General features: G+C 60.9%; 9 protein-coding genes. All 9 read right to left on the bottom strand.

Features of this window, described 5'->3' with window-relative positions:
• Positions 1 to 9 precede the first annotated feature (9 nt).
• The 9 genes from tssA to tssC all read right to left on the bottom strand — a co-directional run bounded on the left by tssA (position 10) and on the right by tssC (position 15,848).
• Entirely contained in the window at positions 10 to 1,593 is a 1,584-nt protein-coding gene (tssA, locus tag FFI87_RS26620; protein ID WP_012365528.1) for a type VI secretion system protein TssA, read from the bottom strand.
• 8 nt (positions 1,594 to 1,601) lie between these two features.
• A complete protein-coding gene (locus tag FFI87_RS26625) occupies positions 1,602 to 5,342 on the bottom strand; it encodes an ImcF-related family protein (RefSeq protein ID WP_138850130.1) in 3,741 nt (1,246 codons plus the stop codon).
• Positions 5,343 to 5,360: 18 nt separating this feature from the next.
• Positions 5,361 to 6,575, bottom strand: a complete 1,215-nt coding sequence (locus tag FFI87_RS26630; RefSeq protein WP_138850129.1) for a hypothetical protein — start codon at positions 6,573 to 6,575, stop codon at positions 5,361 to 5,363.
• A 10-nt stretch (positions 6,576 to 6,585) separates the two neighbouring features.
• Entirely contained in the window at positions 6,586 to 6,834 is a 249-nt protein-coding gene (locus tag FFI87_RS26635; protein ID WP_138850128.1) for a PAAR domain-containing protein, read from the bottom strand.
• 430 nt (positions 6,835 to 7,264) lie between these two features.
• The gene (locus FFI87_RS26640) at positions 7,265 to 8,044 is read right to left on the bottom strand and encodes a hypothetical protein (RefSeq protein ID WP_138850127.1); all 780 of its coding nucleotides are present in this window, start codon (positions 8,042 to 8,044) and stop codon (positions 7,265 to 7,267) included.
• Between the two features lie 227 nt (positions 8,045 to 8,271).
• On the bottom strand, positions 8,272 to 9,564 hold the full coding sequence (locus FFI87_RS26645) for a DUF6396 domain-containing protein (RefSeq protein ID WP_222430042.1): 1,293 nt from the start codon (positions 9,562 to 9,564) through the stop codon (positions 8,272 to 8,274).
• A gap of 3 nt (positions 9,565 to 9,567) precedes the next feature.
• Positions 9,568 to 11,553 (bottom strand): phospholipase D-like domain-containing protein, encoded by a 1,986-nt coding sequence (locus FFI87_RS26650; protein ID WP_138850126.1) that lies wholly within the window; start codon positions 11,551 to 11,553, stop codon positions 9,568 to 9,570.
• Complete coding sequence (locus tag FFI87_RS26655) at positions 11,550 to 14,219, bottom strand: type VI secretion system Vgr family protein (RefSeq protein WP_138850125.1); 2,670 nt, start codon at positions 14,217 to 14,219, stop codon at positions 11,550 to 11,552. The genes FFI87_RS26650 and FFI87_RS26655 overlap by 4 nt, the downstream gene beginning before the upstream one ends.
• A gap of 78 nt (positions 14,220 to 14,297) precedes the next feature.
• Positions 14,298 to 15,848 carry a type VI secretion system contractile sheath large subunit gene (gene tssC, locus FFI87_RS26660; protein WP_138850124.1) on the bottom strand — a complete coding sequence of 517 codons (1,551 nt, stop codon included), beginning with the start codon at positions 15,846 to 15,848 and terminating at the stop codon, positions 14,298 to 14,300.
• Positions 15,849 to 15,862 lie beyond the last annotated feature (14 nt).

Raw genomic sequence — 15,862 nt, forward strand, 5'->3', positions numbered from 1 at the left:
GGGAATCCGTTACGAAAGGGTCAACGCGCGGGCGGGATCGAGTACCGTGAGTTCCGCCTGCAGCTCGCCGATGCGGCGTGCGAACGCCGGCTTGTCGGCGTCCTTGCGGCTGCTCATCGCTTTCAGTGCTTTGACCAGTTGCTGCTTGACCTCAAACGTCAGCGCCGGCTCCCAGCGCATCAATGTCAGCGAACGGGACGTTCCGTCGAGTTCTGCAAGGAGTGCGAGCGCCGCATCGTGACGGCCGGCATGGTCGGCCAGGCGGGCCATCACGAGCCGCTGCAAATAGCGATGTCGATCGGTTTTCATGCCGGGCAGCGCTTCGAGCCACGCAAAGGCCGTTTCGATGCCGTCACGGGCAGCCAGTTCGCGAGCCTGGGTTTCGATCTCCGGCCAGTCGCCCGCCGCATCGCTCGCGCTATCCGCGGAAACGGGCAGCGGCGCGACCGTCTCGCCCGCTTCCAGATCGCGCACGACCGCATGCCGGGCGATCCATTCGAGCGTCGTGTCGTCGGCGAACGGCGTGCCGTCGCTGAATGCCAGCCGTTCGATGCCCGGCAGTCGTTCGAGAAACAGCGCAAAGTCGGTGCGCAGCAATTCACGCCATGCGCTGTACGGTGTGCCGACGTGGTCGAGCCCAATGTGCTGGAAATACTGCAGGTCGAACCACAGGTGATTCACGCCTTCCATGAACGCACCCTCGACACGCTCCAGCAACTCGTGCCAGTGCTTCTGCAGAACGAGGCGCTTCATCTGCTGACGCAATTCGGCACGTGGCGGCGCCAGACGCGTATGCGACGCGGCATCCGACGGCGGCACGTCGTGCACGGTGTCCCAGCGGATGCTTCGCACGAGCCGCACCGACGGCAAATAGCCGTTTTCCTGATCCCTGAGCCACGCCGACATCGCCCGCGCCTGATCGAGCAGATCGCGCGTAGACGCGATCGATCCGGCTGAAGTCTTTCCCGCGGCCGTAACGGGCGGTATCGCGACACCGGCATCGACACTGCGTGCCGGCCCTTCCTTTTTCTCGAAGCGGGAAACGAGCGACTGCAAATTCGGGCGAGCCGCCTCGGGCCACGCCGCCGTATGCGTGACGAGCACATCGAGCGCGGCCAACGCGCGTTCGAGATCGGCCGGCGCAAAGTCGCCACGACTATCCAGCGTCTCGATCACGCGCGCAGTCGCGAGCATTTCGAGCGCGGCCTTCTTCGCTTCGTGACGGGCAGGCAAAAGAGCTTCGCCAAACCGGTCGACGAGCGCGGCAGCCAGTTCGAGCCCGTCGGCAAACCCGGCCGGGCCGTCCTGCCGCAGGCGTGCGAACGCGTAGTAGCCGGCGACGCGCAAATCCTTGCCGGTCTCCTTGAGCAGGTGTTCGCACACGCGGACGATCATGCCGTCATCGATTCCCGACAGCTTGCCGGCTTCATCCTTCAGTTCGAAGAACGCGTCTTCGTAGCCGGGGTCGCGCCCGCATGCGTGCTCGCCCGGTATCGGCGCGACCCATGCGGCCCAGGTATCCGTCCGTGCCTTGCGGAGCGAATCGATGCGGGGACCACCGACGAGTGTCTTCACAAAATTGGCAAGCGTCATGGCAGGTCTCAAAAAACGAATACGTCGCTCGGCAGCCTGAGGGCGTGCCCAAACGGACGGGGGAAGGAATCGGAGCGCCCCGACGTGGTCGCCAATGGCGAAATCGCGGCCTTGGGCGTGTTCGTCTGTTTCGCCGCGCCAGGCTCGGCAGTTCGCGCTTTTGCTCGAGCAAGGCCGAGCGCGGTGCGTTGACCGGAGGCCTGCTCCGCCGACGCCCACATGGTGTCGTCCGGCAAGGGACTCCCGCCTGGAAGCCCCGGCGGCAACGGCACAGCCGCATGCTTCGCGGCCGCGATCGCCGACGCCGGCAACGGCGGCGGGCCGATCGTCGACACCCGAGGCCCTGCGCTCCGAGATCCCGTCACGAAAACGCGGATCGGCAACGTGAAATTCCGCAACTGGAGAACGTCGAGCGGACCGCCGCCGGCTTCGCTGCGCAATTGCACCTTGAGCGGAATGCCCTGGCTCGTGTCGGGCGTCCAGGTCAGCAGATAGCGGGCGTTGTCCTGCTGTGTGACCTTCGCGCGCTCCAGCAATCGAACGAGGCCGAAACGCCCCTGCGAATCGAGCGCCGTACGCAAGCCGCCCTGCTCCGTTTGCCATTCGATATGCGACAGGTTCTCGAGCGACTGTCCCGGCCATTCGAACGGTGTCCACTCCTGCTTCTGGTTGAAGTAATGCAGTTCGCGGCCGGACAGCACGAATCTCATGTTGGTGACGCCCGGCGTCGGCTCGGCGCGTAGTTCATAGCGCACGCGCGCGTCGCCCGACGGAAACAGGACCGTCGACGTGCGCGTGAGCTTGTTCAGACCAGTGAGGAAAGCCGGATCGATCGTCAATGCGCCGGAATCAGCTCCCTGTGCGGCGACCCACCGGTCCCCCTGCCGTTCGACGACACCGGCCAGTTGCGACGTCACGAACTGCGCGATCACGCCGCTGTCCGGACGCATGAAGCGCGCCATCTCGGGCAGCGATGCGTCGTTGTCCGAATCCGCGAACGGATAGCGGCCGCCGAAGGTCTTGTTCCAGTCGGCCACGATCGCGGTGCGCCACATCTCGTTCAGGCTCGATGCGGCCGGCTGCACGATGACCTGCCACGACTGATCGAACGGCGCGCGGAACAATGCGCCAAACCCGGACCACTGTTCACCGAGGCTCGCAGCGACACGACTCGCGTAATCGCGGCTGTCGGCGATATCGGACGTCTTGCCTTGCAGCACGGCTTGCGCGGCCAGACGTGCGATCGCGTCCGGATCCGGGCTGGAGACGATCTGCGATGTCTTCAGGCGCATCGCCGTGATCCGCTCCAGATAGCGGGCCAGGCTCAGGTCGCCGGTCGCTGCCATTTGCGTGGTGGCTACCTTGCCGTTCGTCGGCATTCCCGACACGAGGTCGCTGCCGGTCAGGCGCAGGATCGGGCCGAACGCGGCGGCCAGCGGTGCGAGCTGCGGTTTGGCCTGCTTGGACGGATCCTTCTCGTCCGCGCCGACCAGTTGCTGTGCCTTGCTGATCAGCGTGTCGGACAGCGACTGAGCATTGGCTCCCGTTCCCGCCTGATACACGATCGCATTCATCAACGCGACGAGCGGCGAGCGTTGCGGATCGCCGAGCAAGGTCAATTGATCGGCGGTAGCAGACATCGTGGGCGCGGGTTGCCAGCGCACGCTGTTAAGGAACTGGGCCCAGGCGCGTGCGTAATCGTCGAAGTAGCGCTGGCGGAGTTCAAGTTTCAGCGTTGAAGACGCCTGATTACCGGCTTTCGCGTCGGAAAGCACCCAATCGCCTGCCACGCTGTGCTGCCCGCTTGCGTCATCGATCGCCTTGGAGATTCGGTCATCCCACGCCTCGCGCGTAAAGACACCCGGAATCGTAGCTGCCGTATTGAACACGCCTCGGCCGCTCGTATCGCCCAACAGCGTAGCGAGCGACACCGACGGATATTTCGGCGTCGCGTCGTCGAGGATTTGTTGATAAACCGCGTCCGACGAACTCTGGATACCCCGTACACCGACGATCGTCTGGCGCGTCGACGCAACGAGCCCGAGATCAGGAGCAATTGCCAGCGAATTGGCCTGGGCCAAGTGGTTTGCGAAGAATGCAATCGTACGCAGACGAAGGTCTTCCCAGGCGCCCGCTGACAGTGACGAGTCGGTCGGGCGCGCGGGTACGGCCGTTGCCACCAGCTGAGGCGCCAGGAATGTCGCCACCGCGCGTTCAGGCCTCGCAAGCATCATGTACGCCCTGAGCGTATCGTAGGCGGCCTGTACCTGTGCCTCTCCACCACTGGCGATCTCCACGTCCGACAGCGATGCGAGCTGATGCAGGCGGCGTTCAAGTCTTTCCCTGATCGGCGTAACGAGGATGCTACTCGCGGCCTGCGCGTAGCTCGGCCAAAGCACATCAAGCAGCGCGGCGTCGCGATTCAGACCGAAACGTGTCTTCAACGGTGCGCCATCGCGTTGACGGAATTCGAGTGTATCGATCTGCTTGCCGAAGCCGTCCAGCGAAATCATGGCCTGGGTGCGGTCCTGCACGCCCGCCAATTTCGCGACCGTATCCGCGGCAGTCTGAATCACCACACGATTCGAAAAGCCCGACACCATCATGCCGATGATCCACGAGCCGATGAGAATGCCAGTCAACCATGCAGCCGCCGTCGAGAACGAAAAGCCTACACGACGTCCGCGAATATTGCGGCTGTGTGCCGCGACCGTCTGCCAGACAGATCGATGCGGCAGACCCGACGGAAATTGCTCGCCGCCCGGCTCGCCCGGAGCCGACGGTACCCGTTCCTGCTCGTTGAAGAGTGGGGCGAACAGCAGGCCATGAACCGCATGCCGCCAGACATTCGATCGGGTCGTTTGCAGCACCAGTTCCGACAGCGCACTGCGCACATGCGCAAGATGGTGCGAAAGCACGGCCGGATACCGGTCCCGAACGTTCTTGCTGAGCGCTACGACACCCGCGTCCGCGAGGTTGTGCGACAGCATCGTCAAGTGCTCGTCGACTTCAGCCGCGTTGATCTGCGCATTCGACCATGTCAAGCCGATGGTCCCGTCCGGTGCGGACGACTCGCTACCGAAATCGGTGACGTTGGCCAGATACACCGGCGCGGCCCAGCGCAGCGCCCGCGCCTGGCGCGCCAGTCGTTGAGAAAGCTCGTCGGCGTCGAACGGTGCACCGGACGACGCACGGTTGCGCATCAATGCGACGACGGCGTCGACGGGCCGAGATCTACGCATGCGCCGGATCTGGTCGAGCCACCCGGTATCGAGCGCGTTGCCGGCTTGCCGGGCATAAATCAGAATCGTGTCGCCCAAAACCACATACCCGGCATCCGCGAGCCCCGGAGCCAATCGATTGACGATCGGTTCGTCCCCTGTCACGAGCACCCAGTGATTACGATAGCGCCAGCGCCATCCGTGTCGGGAACGCAACGTTTCTCGAAGGCCCTGGGCGCGGTACGAACCGAGATCCACCTGCGCTTCGGCACGCGTGCCGATCCGGGCGGACGGATCGCGATCGTTCTGGCTCGCCGATCGAGCGGAAGCATGCCGTGCAGCCCATTGCCATGCTCCAATCCATAGAGGGTGGAACGCCAGAACAGCCAGACCGGCCATGATGACGACGCCGACGCGAAACGCCGGCGATGGATGAAGGTCGGCCCCCATGAAGTACGCCAGCAGCGCCACAACCGCGGTGACCGCCGGCACGAGAACCCAATACCCCAGGATCGTGCGAATGAACATGCAATAGATACCGTTGCTTTATGCGCGTGGCGTACGAGCGACTGCGAATCGCAGCGACCCTTCGTGCCATGCCATGAGTTGAGGGGCGCCGGTTTGCGCCGCGTGCTCGATTCCGAGCGCGATACTTAGCCAACCCGCGCACACGCCGGGATGGCCGATTGCCAGATCGACGTCGTGGACGCCCGACAGTCCGGCAGTTTGCGAAACACCCAGCTTCGTATTCGAGGCGGCCTGAAGCAATGCGCGCTTGTCCTGCCCGGCCATGCCAGCCTGCCAGAGATCGCTGATTTCGGCGGCGGTCGCATCACCCCACAGCAGTACCCTGGACAGCGCTGTATCCATCCCGGGCCCACTGGCGTCCACCGGCCGATGAAGCAGCGCCCGCGTCGTCAAACCATGCCGCTCGGCGAGCGGCGCCCACGCAAGCAGCACACCGACGGCCGCTTCGGCACTCGACTGCGGAGGGTGGTCGTACAGTTGCGCGGAAACGAACAATGTGGCCCGTTCAAGGGCGGGACCGCCCCGAATGTCCAGCCACTCATCGAGCGCCATCACGCCCTGATCGACTGAAAGCTGTTTCGTCTTTGCCGATCGAAGGTTTTTGGCGCTCCAGCACGACTCCCATGTCTTGAGGAGATCGTCCTGATCAACATCAGCTGGTGCGAGCAAACGGATACAGAGCGGGACTTTGGCTGGCACAGTCATCACGGCATCGGAAATTTGCTCCAGCAATGCGTTGAAACACGCCCGGTAGCGCACGGGCATTTCCTTGTCCTCGTTCAGTCTCAGTGCGGTGTGACGAATCGCGTCAATGCCCGCACCCGATGTCTGCGCACTCAACGCATGCTCACCCCTCGCTAGCTTGAGCGCGGCGTCCGTACTGCCCAATGCGGTCAAATACGTGTAGCCCAGGACAGCGAGCGGTTCACGTGCGAACTGCAACGCCTTCTCCCGATCTTCAGCACGCACGCCGCGTTCGGCCTGAAGTCGCTGCATCTGCTCATCGTAGTAGTGCCGGCGCAGGCCGAACATCACGCACCACGTCAACGCAGGAAAAGCAAGCAGGCGCACCCAGAACCATGCGGTATCGGTCGCTTCGTCTTTGGACCGTGTCAACAGTGCCACCGACATGCCGGCGACCATGACGAAGACAAACAGCACCGTCCACACGATTGCACGCGGCGACCTCGGCACGGCGCCGGGCGGGTCGAGGTCGGGAAGTTCCACCGGCATGGTCGTCCTGTCACACCAGACTTGAAATCAGACGGCACCCGCACATGGCGCGATAGCGCTGCCGTGCGATCGGTACGCCGTCGTCGAGCATGGTTTCGTCTCCGTCGATGATGAGATTGGGGCGGATATCGTGCCGCGGGCACGTCACTTCATCCCCTTTGCGAGCGATGTACCTGCCGTCGAAGCGCATCGAGTTCGACGCGGTGATGACTGTTCCGCCATGGTCGGTTGCGTCGCCGAGACGAATGAGATCGATCATGATTTGAGTATTCCTAAAGCGAGAAAGAGGCACGAAGCCGTGCTGCTGGTTTTTTGATTGGACGCTACGGTTCGAACATGCGCAAAAGCGAGACGGCCAAACCCGATCAGGGGTGTATTTCAGCAAGTGCACACCGCATAGATTCGGTATCAGGCGCGCGCAACGTTCCTCGGCATAGTGTTCAGGTCGAGCAATCGTGGCGGAAGATCTTCGGTGTCGACAAGATCGAGCCGCTCCTGACGGGAATCCCCTTCAGAGACGGAACGCCGGTGACCGAAAGCGCACCGGCTCCTCAATCGCTGGTAGCTTGCATGCCGCCTCATCCGCGTACACCAGAATCGACGATTGCTCTGCCATAACGGCTTCGTCAGCTACGTTGACGCGTTGCCCGTCGCCACGGCCACATCATTAAGAATGTTCCCCGCTCAGCTCAATTACCTACGTCGCGCATATTTGCCTGCAGTTCCAGTAGCTTCAACAGTTCCGCATCACTGACATGAAAGGAAAGGTTGGATGGCAACGGTGTTGCAAGCTCCGGGAGCCGAGTCCATTCGTACAGACTGCTTTTATCAAGAAAGTTATGAATCGCTTTCAATTCTGGAACAAGATCTCCTCTTGGTGTTGCGCTGGTATAGCCGGGGCGGACCTTTGCGACGGCCAGCATGTGGTCCAGGCAATCTCTACAGCCACTGTTCACACCTTTCTCCCACAGCTTGTATGCATCAACCTCACGTCCCTCCATGTCAGCGATTTTTCCGAGACTTGCGTAAGCATCTGCATTCCCTTGGGAAAGGGCACATTCAAGCATAGCCTTCCCAACTGGTCGGAGTTTCCTGGAGCGCACGACCATCGTGCCGCCAACCACGGCCATCGCATCGGGACTACCGCGGATAATCGCTTCGTTGAGTAGACGATCCTGTTCGCCAGGAGCCTGATCGAGGTAGGTGGCATAGGTGTAGGCTGCGATCGGAATACCGCGCTTGACGAGGGAAGCGAGCCGATTTCCACTCCGTTGCATAGTCGCGTTGTCCTCGGCTAGGTGGAACGCCCAAACAGCATCCACGTACGCCGCCTTCCAGCTTCCCGCCTCAACGGCGTCAGCAAGCAGCTGTTTCCGCTTGTGCCGTGACGATTCATTCATCCAGAAATCAGGCACTGAATCGCCGTGGGCCGAATACTTTACGAAGTCGGCGAACGCGCGTGCGGCCACGGGTGTCTCTTCTGGAGTATGGTTCGCGGCACGACTACATTGAAACGGCTTTCCCTGGTACCGTCGCACCAGATCGTGATCGAGCTCATCGGCACTTACACCATCCCATGGCTTCGCGTGATTGAATTCGGCAAGGCGATGCTGCTCTGTCGATTGAACGCATCCACTAGGACCAAGAAAAGTGCTAAATATCGCAAGCAAAATAATGCTAAACCGCCCGACTAACCTCACCACCACACCTTATCCTCGTAGGTCACCAGTTTCCACACAACCTCCGTCGTCAAGCGACGCTCGCCCAGCACGCGGTCAAGCCAAGCCAGCGCACGCGGCTCGTAGAAGTCGATCATCGGCAGCACGTCGCCATTTTCGAAAGTCCGTGTCGTATCGGCTCGAAGACCTGGACGAAGCTGTGCGCACCAGACACCGCTTTCAGGACAGCGTGTCCCGGTTCTTGCCAGTGTGCCGAGCGGCAGTCGCGCGATTACATCGGTCGGCGATGCCGTCTGCGACGTCTGCGCATCGGGCGAAAGCAGTATCCCAGTCGCCGGGTCAAGGTTCTTTTCCTTCGCCAGTCTGTTGATCAGTTCATCCGACGGCTTGGGCGGCACCTGGGCTTGCTGCTTTTCCCATTCGAACGTACCGTCCCACGGTGGGAGCTTCGCAGGTGGCAGCGGAACGATCTTGTCAATGTCTGGAACCTTCGGGTTGGCCAGTTTGTTGTCCCTCAGAAATTGGCCGATCAACTGATAGCGACGCGAGCGTTCGGGATCTTTGGGCAAGTCAAGAAAATAATATTGCTTATCGCCAAGGAACGCGTGCTCAAGGTTCATGGCGGTTCCGCTGACCCCTGCAGCCACTCCCTTTTGATAAGCAAGCAAGGCGCCGGGGAAATCTTCGCTATTCTTAAGATTAATCGCCAGTTCATAAGCCGCCATCCCATGCCCCTGATCAGCAGCACATCGGCGCATCTTTCGAGCGATATCGGGCGCTTTGTTATGAGGCGCCAATAATTTGGCGACGTAATACTGGGCATCGGCATTGCCAAGATCGGCAGCCTTCCGGATGTATTTCAGCGCCAGCTCGTTGTTCTGCTTCAGCCCATATCCGGAATTCAGGTAGTAACCGATATCGTAGTAGCCCATCGGAATCCCCAGATTGACTAGCTGACTCGCCCACTCCACTGCCTCGTGCGCCGCGTTCGGAGAGCTTGCCAGACCCTGCGACACCAGTTGCTGCACGTTGTGGTTGGCCTTGTAATGGCCATGCGCCGCTGCGATCCGGTAGTAGCGCGCCACCTCGTCGAAGTCCTTCGGACCATCACGCGTTTGCAGATACCGGCCGTAGCGGAACAACGTGTCCACGTCCGGATCGATGGCAGGTAGACGATCCGCTTCGTGGGCGCAGGTAAACGCCAGATTGGCGCGCACACCAGCAAGGTCGGGCGATCCAGGCAAGTCGCTCTCCTTCGAGCAAGCAGATAAACTGGCAATCGCCAGGCAGATTAGAATGATGAGGCGCATCGGTTAATCCAGATTGGACCGGCTTGGACTGTCTCTATAAAACTCGACCAGCGATGCGCACGGTGCGCGCCCTTCACTCCTTAAGTCTTTATTATTCAAAATCACTTCCCCCCAAGCTTCATAAGCAACATCTGCATTCAACCTCCCATTTTTATCCTTCGTCCCCACCCCATCTTCACCGGCATGAATTCTCCACAATTTCTCCCGGAGCGGCTGAGTGACCCGCATGGACTCGTGGAAGATATTCAGCTCGCTATCCACCTCCATGCTGCGCAAATTGACATTCGCCGAACCATGCGTGACGAACACGTCATCGATGATCATCAGCTTGGAATGGATATACACCTCATCCCATGGCCGCCCCTTCGGCGTGTCAGACGGCACAAGGGTACAGATATGGACTTCGAGCCCCGGGATATTGAACTTCTGCGGATCCTCGGTCCTGGCCTTTTCCAATTGGACTTTCAAGTCGTTCGCCCGCTGGGCAGCCTCGGTAGCGTCCAGTTGCGTCGCAACGAGATTGTTCACGGCATACTGCGCCGAATTTGAAAACGGATTGACGGGAACGTGCCGCGCGCGTTCATATGCCTGGTCAGCCGCTTTCTTCGCCTCGAGTGCTGCCTCGTATTGCTTCTCCAAGTCGTCGGCGCGTTCCAGTTTCGAGACACCCGGCAAAACATCCGCGCGCCCGAGTGCATTGAGCATGTGATAGGTACTCACCGTCCCGAGCCCGATCCCGTCGTCGCTCGAGTTGGTCACGACGAACAGATAGAGCGGCGTCTTACGCCCGCCAGCCTGGTACGCTTTTACCAATTTCGTAAGCTTCTCGGCTAACGGCGGAAATCGGAAGTATTGATTTTCGATATAAATAAAATTGGACGTATTGTTGACCGCCTGCAGGTAAAGTCGTTCGATGTCTTTAACGCCACCTTTCCCAACTTGGGGTTGGGTGCGCAGGATCTGTGCCCTCACGGCGATGTCATCTTTACTGCAACGGAGCAGGGGCTCTTTTGCCGACTCTCGCTGCTTTTCCAGTTGCTGTCCCGTCGTTGCATCCCATGCCTGACAGAAGTTTTTATTCAAATCGGTCAGAATCGGCCCCGTGACGCGGGCGGAGATATCCTGTCGCGGCGAAAATCCGTTGCGCCCCATTTGTGGATGCATGCGCACGTGGCCATGGCTACTGATATCCCAGTACTCGTCAAGCGTGTTATGCCCCATCACAAAGCCAGTCGCGATCTCCGGATGCGCGTAGTCGACCAGCACCATTTTTTGATGATGCGAGGGTGCCAGGCCCATTGCTGCGGCATTCTGAATTTTCGCATTTTTGGTGCGATCGCCGTACTTGCTGTCCGTCGCGGTACGCCACGCTATCTCGGCACGTTCGGTCATGCCGAAATCACGCGTAGCAAAATCGATATTCCGGAATGCCGGATCACGCTTGCTGCGTAAAATACGTCGAACGGCTTTATGCGTCAGCACGGGGATGGGTGCGATACTGACGCCTGTCCATTCGGTGCCCGCTTGATTCTTCTTGTCCATCTTCACCATCTCGTACCACCAAGCATCGAACTCCCGTTGAGCCGAGTTTCGATTATCTGGCAGGTGCGAGAAACGACCGCCGGGCATCATATTTTCCAAAAACTGCGCAACATGGAATTTATCGCCCCACACAAGCAATCGGACCTTCACATTGTGTTTCGCCCTTTCGAGCAATAATTCCCCGATCGACAGCGAACCCTGTCCCGACGATCCGCGCTTGAAATACATCGAAGGCTGAAACCCCCAGCAGACGATATCGACGCTGTGCTGCGCGCTGGCAATCGCATCGTATACAGCGCCGAACGCCTCCTCGCCATTCACCAGCGGGCAGTGCGTCGCATTCCTTGGCTTGTATTCCGCCCCTTGTACAAAGTGCGGCAACGTCAACGTCGCCGCGTTGCCGCACGATTGCGCGATCGGTACCGTGATGGCTGCCGGTTGACTCATGACTGCGCCTCCGTGTTCTGCGTGTCGGTATCGGGATTCAGCAGGCGGTAGTAATGCTGGCGATTGGCTGCACGATCTTCCCCGTCACCGCCGGCACCTTGCTCGTAGAAATGAAACCCCTGGTTGGCCAATTGGCCGTTGGCCGCGTCACCGCGAAATTCCTCGCTGACCGGAATCTCGTAGGAAACGCCATTGGCTAGTTCAAGCCGATACGATTTCGTGCCCTGGCGATGTTCGACAGCGATTCGCCCCGTCGAATCGGTTACCCCTTGCGTGACCAATGCACCCTGCGCATACAACTTGTACGGAACGTCCTGCGGGATCGCCGCCATGGCCGAAGGAGACGCTGCCAGGCTCAACATTAGGCGCTCCGCCGGCAAGCTATTCGGCAGCGCAGTACTGATCTGCGCCGAAGCGGGCCCAGGTTTGTTCCACGATGCGCACTTCTCGAGGATGTCTCCCGGCGTACCGTTTTCGATGCGATTGGCGTCGATCCTGATATACGAGCCGCCGGCACCAATCCACACCTCCTTGGCCGCCGAAAGTACGAGCTTGCCGTCGGAGCTCGTGATAGTGACGTCCTTCAATGCCGCCAACGTCAACTCGTCGGTTTGCGCCTGAATGGCGACCTTGCCTTTCGCGGCGAACAGCTTGATGCCGAGTTTCGCCGCGAACATCGATACGGTTTCGCCAGCCGCTACCGTAAATCGCTTGACAACACCGATGTCGGCGCTACCCCCCGCCGTTGCAATCAGGTTTTTGCGCGCCGTAAGCTGCAAATGATCCCCCGACGCCACGCCGATACCGGCCGGCGCACTGATCAGGACACCGGCCTTTTTCAGTTCGGCCAGCGTTTCCTCCAGCAGGACCTTCTGATTGGCGCAATCCGCGGCAACGGCTTCCGCTGCTTTCGCCGCATCGGCAAGGGACTGCATCTGCTGCAAGCCAAGCTCGAGCAGTTCCTGCGCCGGTCGCATATCGAGCTGCCGGCCATTGGATGCCGATTGCATGTCGGCCGAGATGAAAACACCTTTCCCTCCCCGTACCGCCACGTGTTCGTCCGTGCGAAGCTCTGCACCTTGGCCACGCTCTTTGCGACTTTCGTCGACCATGTGTCCGAGATTGAGTTCGCTGGTCTGGTACGGCGTGGTCAAATGAATATGCTCACTCCCCTCCTTATCCTCCATCCGCAACTCATTCCGCGCAGCCGTCCGAATAAGGTTCCGCGTATGGTTCAGGTTGTTCACCAGATCCGGATGCACGCTGTCATGCATCGCCCCGATGATCACCGGCCGGTTCGGGTCGCCGTCCGTATGGACGATCGCCACCTCCGCCCCGTCGATCAACGGAAAGTGATGCCCGTAGTTGTCGCCGCTGTACGGCTTCGCAAACCGCACAGGCCGGCTAGTCCCACCCGGGCTCCATTCATCGAGATCGAACGGCAGCTTGATCACGTACCAGCCCTGCTCGGTCAGATACGCATACTTGTAGTTGCCCGGCGACGTAATCCGTGCCGGCAGGATCCCGTCCACCACCGGCCGTGAAACCGAAGCCACCGGCGTGCGCCACACGCGATCCGACGGAATTCCCTCGAACGCCACCCAGAACGACTCATTCCGCCCGCCGTGCGACTCGACCGACGTAACGAAAACCCCGTGCTTCGCGTCAGCCGGTTTCGGCTCGACCCGCATCACCTCGCCGGCTTCGAGCCAGAACGGATTGCCCGTCCCCTTGAACCTGATCTGCGTCGCCAGATAGGCCTCGTGCCGCAACCGCGCAACCCGCTTGCCCTCCTCCGGCGTCTCGTAATGCTCGCCCCAGCGATAATCGACCGCACTCGTCGTCTTGTCGTCGCGCGCCGCGTTTTCCTCGACCAGCAGCGATACCCCGGCTTGTCGATGGTTGTAGTCGTGCAGCCGCACCGCCTCAGGCACACGCTTCATCTCGCGCCCGAGCGTCTTGATCGCATCCGCACCGACACTCTCGAGCCCCGAGTCACGCCGATACGGCACCGTGCGCTGCTTGCGCGCATAGGCATCAAGATCGTCGCCGAACACAACAACTGCGCGATCCTTCTTTTGCTCCCAGCGAAACCAGATCCCTTCTTCCGCGCAAAGGCGCTGAATGAAGGCAAACGTCGTCTCGTGATACTGCGTCACGTACTCGCGACGCTTGTACTGTCCACGCAGCTGAAACTGAAAATCGACACCCGCGCGGTACCCGTAATGCCGCAACGTGTCGGTCACGATCTCCTCGATCGACTGCTTCTGAAACAGCCGGCTGGTCACGCCACGATCGAGATCGGCCAGCGTCGGCTCCAGCACGACCCGGTAGCGCGTTTCGTCCGCCGACGTCTCCAATTCGTCGAACTGCGTGATCACGCCATGAACCGAATACGCCGCCGGCTTTGCGCTGAACTGCGCTGCGTTCTCCCCGAACATCTTGCGCAGGTAATCCATGTTTGAATCGACCGGATCCGCGCTGAACTTGGCCGGCCGACCCAGCACCTGATCCATCGGAATCCCCGCCACCGGGCTCGTGAATTCGATCTCGAATCGATAGAGCTGGCTCACGCGGTCCAGCCCGCTGAACTTCAGGATCGAGAACGGCGCCGGGTGCGGCGCCAGCTTCAATTCATAAGCCTGCGAAAGCAGAATCATCGACATGGAATCTCTCGGTTGCGCGACTGCACGGCACGCCGGGGTGCCCCTGTCCACCCCGGCGCCACTGCGACTAACATCAGATCAGTTCTTGGCCTTCGGCATCTGCGACACGAGCGACAGCCCGATGTCCATGCCTTCGACCTGGAAGTGCGGGACGATGAACAGCTTGATCCGGAAGAAGCCCGGATTGTCCTCGATGTCCTCGACCGTGACCTTCGCCTCGCGCAACGGATGCGACGCCTGCAGTTCGTCACCCGGATCCTTCATCTCGGTCACGAGCCCCTTGATCCAGTTGTTCAACTCGAGCTCGAGCAGACGACGATCCTTGGTCGTGCCGATGTTCTCCCGCTGGATCAGCTTCAGGTAGTGCGCGATGCGCGACAGCAGGAAGATGTACGGCAGCCGTGCGTTGATGCGGCTGTTCGCGGTCGCTTCCCGGGTCTCGTACAGCGCCGGCTTCTGCGCCGAGTTCGCGGAGAAGAAGCACGCGAAGTCGTGGTTCTTGTAGAACGACAGCGGAATGAAGCCGAGATTCGCGAACTCGAATTCGCGCGTTTCGGGGATCAGCACCTCGGTCGGGATCTTCGGCTGGTGGCCGGTGCCGAGGTCGTACAGGTGAACCGGCAGGTCCTCGACCTTGCCGCCCGCCTGCGGTCCGCGAATCTGCACGCACCAGCCGTTGCTCACGAAGCTGCGCACCATGTTCGCCGCGAACGCGAACGACGCATTCATCCACAGGTACTTGTCGTGGTCGGGGCCCTTGACGGCCTCCTCGTAGTTGAACGCGCGCACCGGCGCCGTGTCCTTGCCGTACGGCAAGCGGCCGAGCACGCGCGGCATCGTCAGGCCGACGTAACGCGCATCGTCGGTATCGCGGAAGCTCTTCCACTTGATGTACTCGGCGCGATCGAAGTAGTTGCCGATATCCTGGATCGCGGCAACTTCCTCCATCGACTGCTTGCCGAAGAACGCCGGCCCGACCGAGCCGATGAACGGCATGTGCGCGGCGGCCGCCACCTTCGAGATGTTGCGCAGCAGTGCGACGTCCATCGGCGAATTCGCGAACTCGAAGTCGCTGATCATCGCGCTGATCGGCTGACCGCCCGGTGTGTCGTATTCCTCGATGTACGTCAGGCGGTACAGGCCGCTCTGGATCAGTTCCGGCGTATCCTCGAAGTCGCGCTGCAGCGCGTCCTTCGACACGTCGAGCACTTCGATGCGTGCGTTCTTGCGGAAATCGGTGCGGCTTACGAGCATCTTCAGGCCGCGCCAGCGTGCCTCGAGCGCCTGGAATTCCTGCGTATGCATCACGGCGTCGAGCTGGCGGCTGATCTGCCGGTCGATCTGGCCGATATGAAAATCGAGCAGCGACTTGTCGAGGCGGTCCACCGGCTGGCGCGCGTTCGCGACGAGTTCGAGGAATGCGCCCATCCCGCGCGCGATGCGCTCGTCGGCTGACGCCTCGGACAGCATGTCGTTGTCGCGGAACGCCTCGATCGGGCGCGCTTCGCTGACGGGCTTCAGGTTGATCTTGCTGCACAGCGACGCATAGACGCTGTCGATATCCCCGTGCGGGGCGTCCAGCACGACGGTCTCGCTCGCGCCGGCGTGCTGCGTTTCAGTGGATTTCATGGCGTGTCCTGTCT

This window comes from Burkholderia sp. KBS0801 (genome assembly GCF_005937855.2).
Lineage (GTDB): Bacteria > Pseudomonadota > Gammaproteobacteria > Burkholderiales > Burkholderiaceae > Burkholderia > Burkholderia ambifaria.

What these genes read in the sequence shown, in the direction of transcription:
- FFI87_RS26625 (WP_138850130.1), bottom strand. Translation starts at nt 5,342, where the DNA reads ATGTTCATTCGCACGATCCTGGGGTATTGGGTTCTCGTGCCGGCGGTC.
- FFI87_RS26645 (WP_222430042.1), bottom strand. Translation starts at nt 9,564, where the DNA reads ATGCGCCTCATCATTCTAATCTGCCTGGCGATTGCCAGTTTATCTGCT.
- FFI87_RS26635 (WP_138850128.1), bottom strand. Translation starts at nt 6,834, where the DNA reads ATGATCGATCTCATTCGTCTCGGCGACGCAACCGACCATGGCGGAACA.
- FFI87_RS26630 (WP_138850129.1), bottom strand. Translation starts at nt 6,575, where the DNA reads ATGCCGGTGGAACTTCCCGACCTCGACCCGCCCGGCGCCGTGCCGAGG.
- tssA (WP_012365528.1), bottom strand. Translation starts at nt 1,593, where the DNA reads ATGACGCTTGCCAATTTTGTGAAGACACTCGTCGGTGGTCCCCGCATC.
- FFI87_RS26650 (WP_138850126.1), bottom strand. Translation starts at nt 11,553, where the DNA reads ATGAGTCAACCGGCAGCCATCACGGTACCGATCGCGCAATCGTGCGGC.
- FFI87_RS26655 (WP_138850125.1), bottom strand. Translation starts at nt 14,219, where the DNA reads ATGTCGATGATTCTGCTTTCGCAGGCTTATGAATTGAAGCTGGCGCCG.
- tssC (WP_138850124.1), bottom strand. Translation starts at nt 15,848, where the DNA reads ATGAAATCCACTGAAACGCAGCACGCCGGCGCGAGCGAGACCGTCGTG.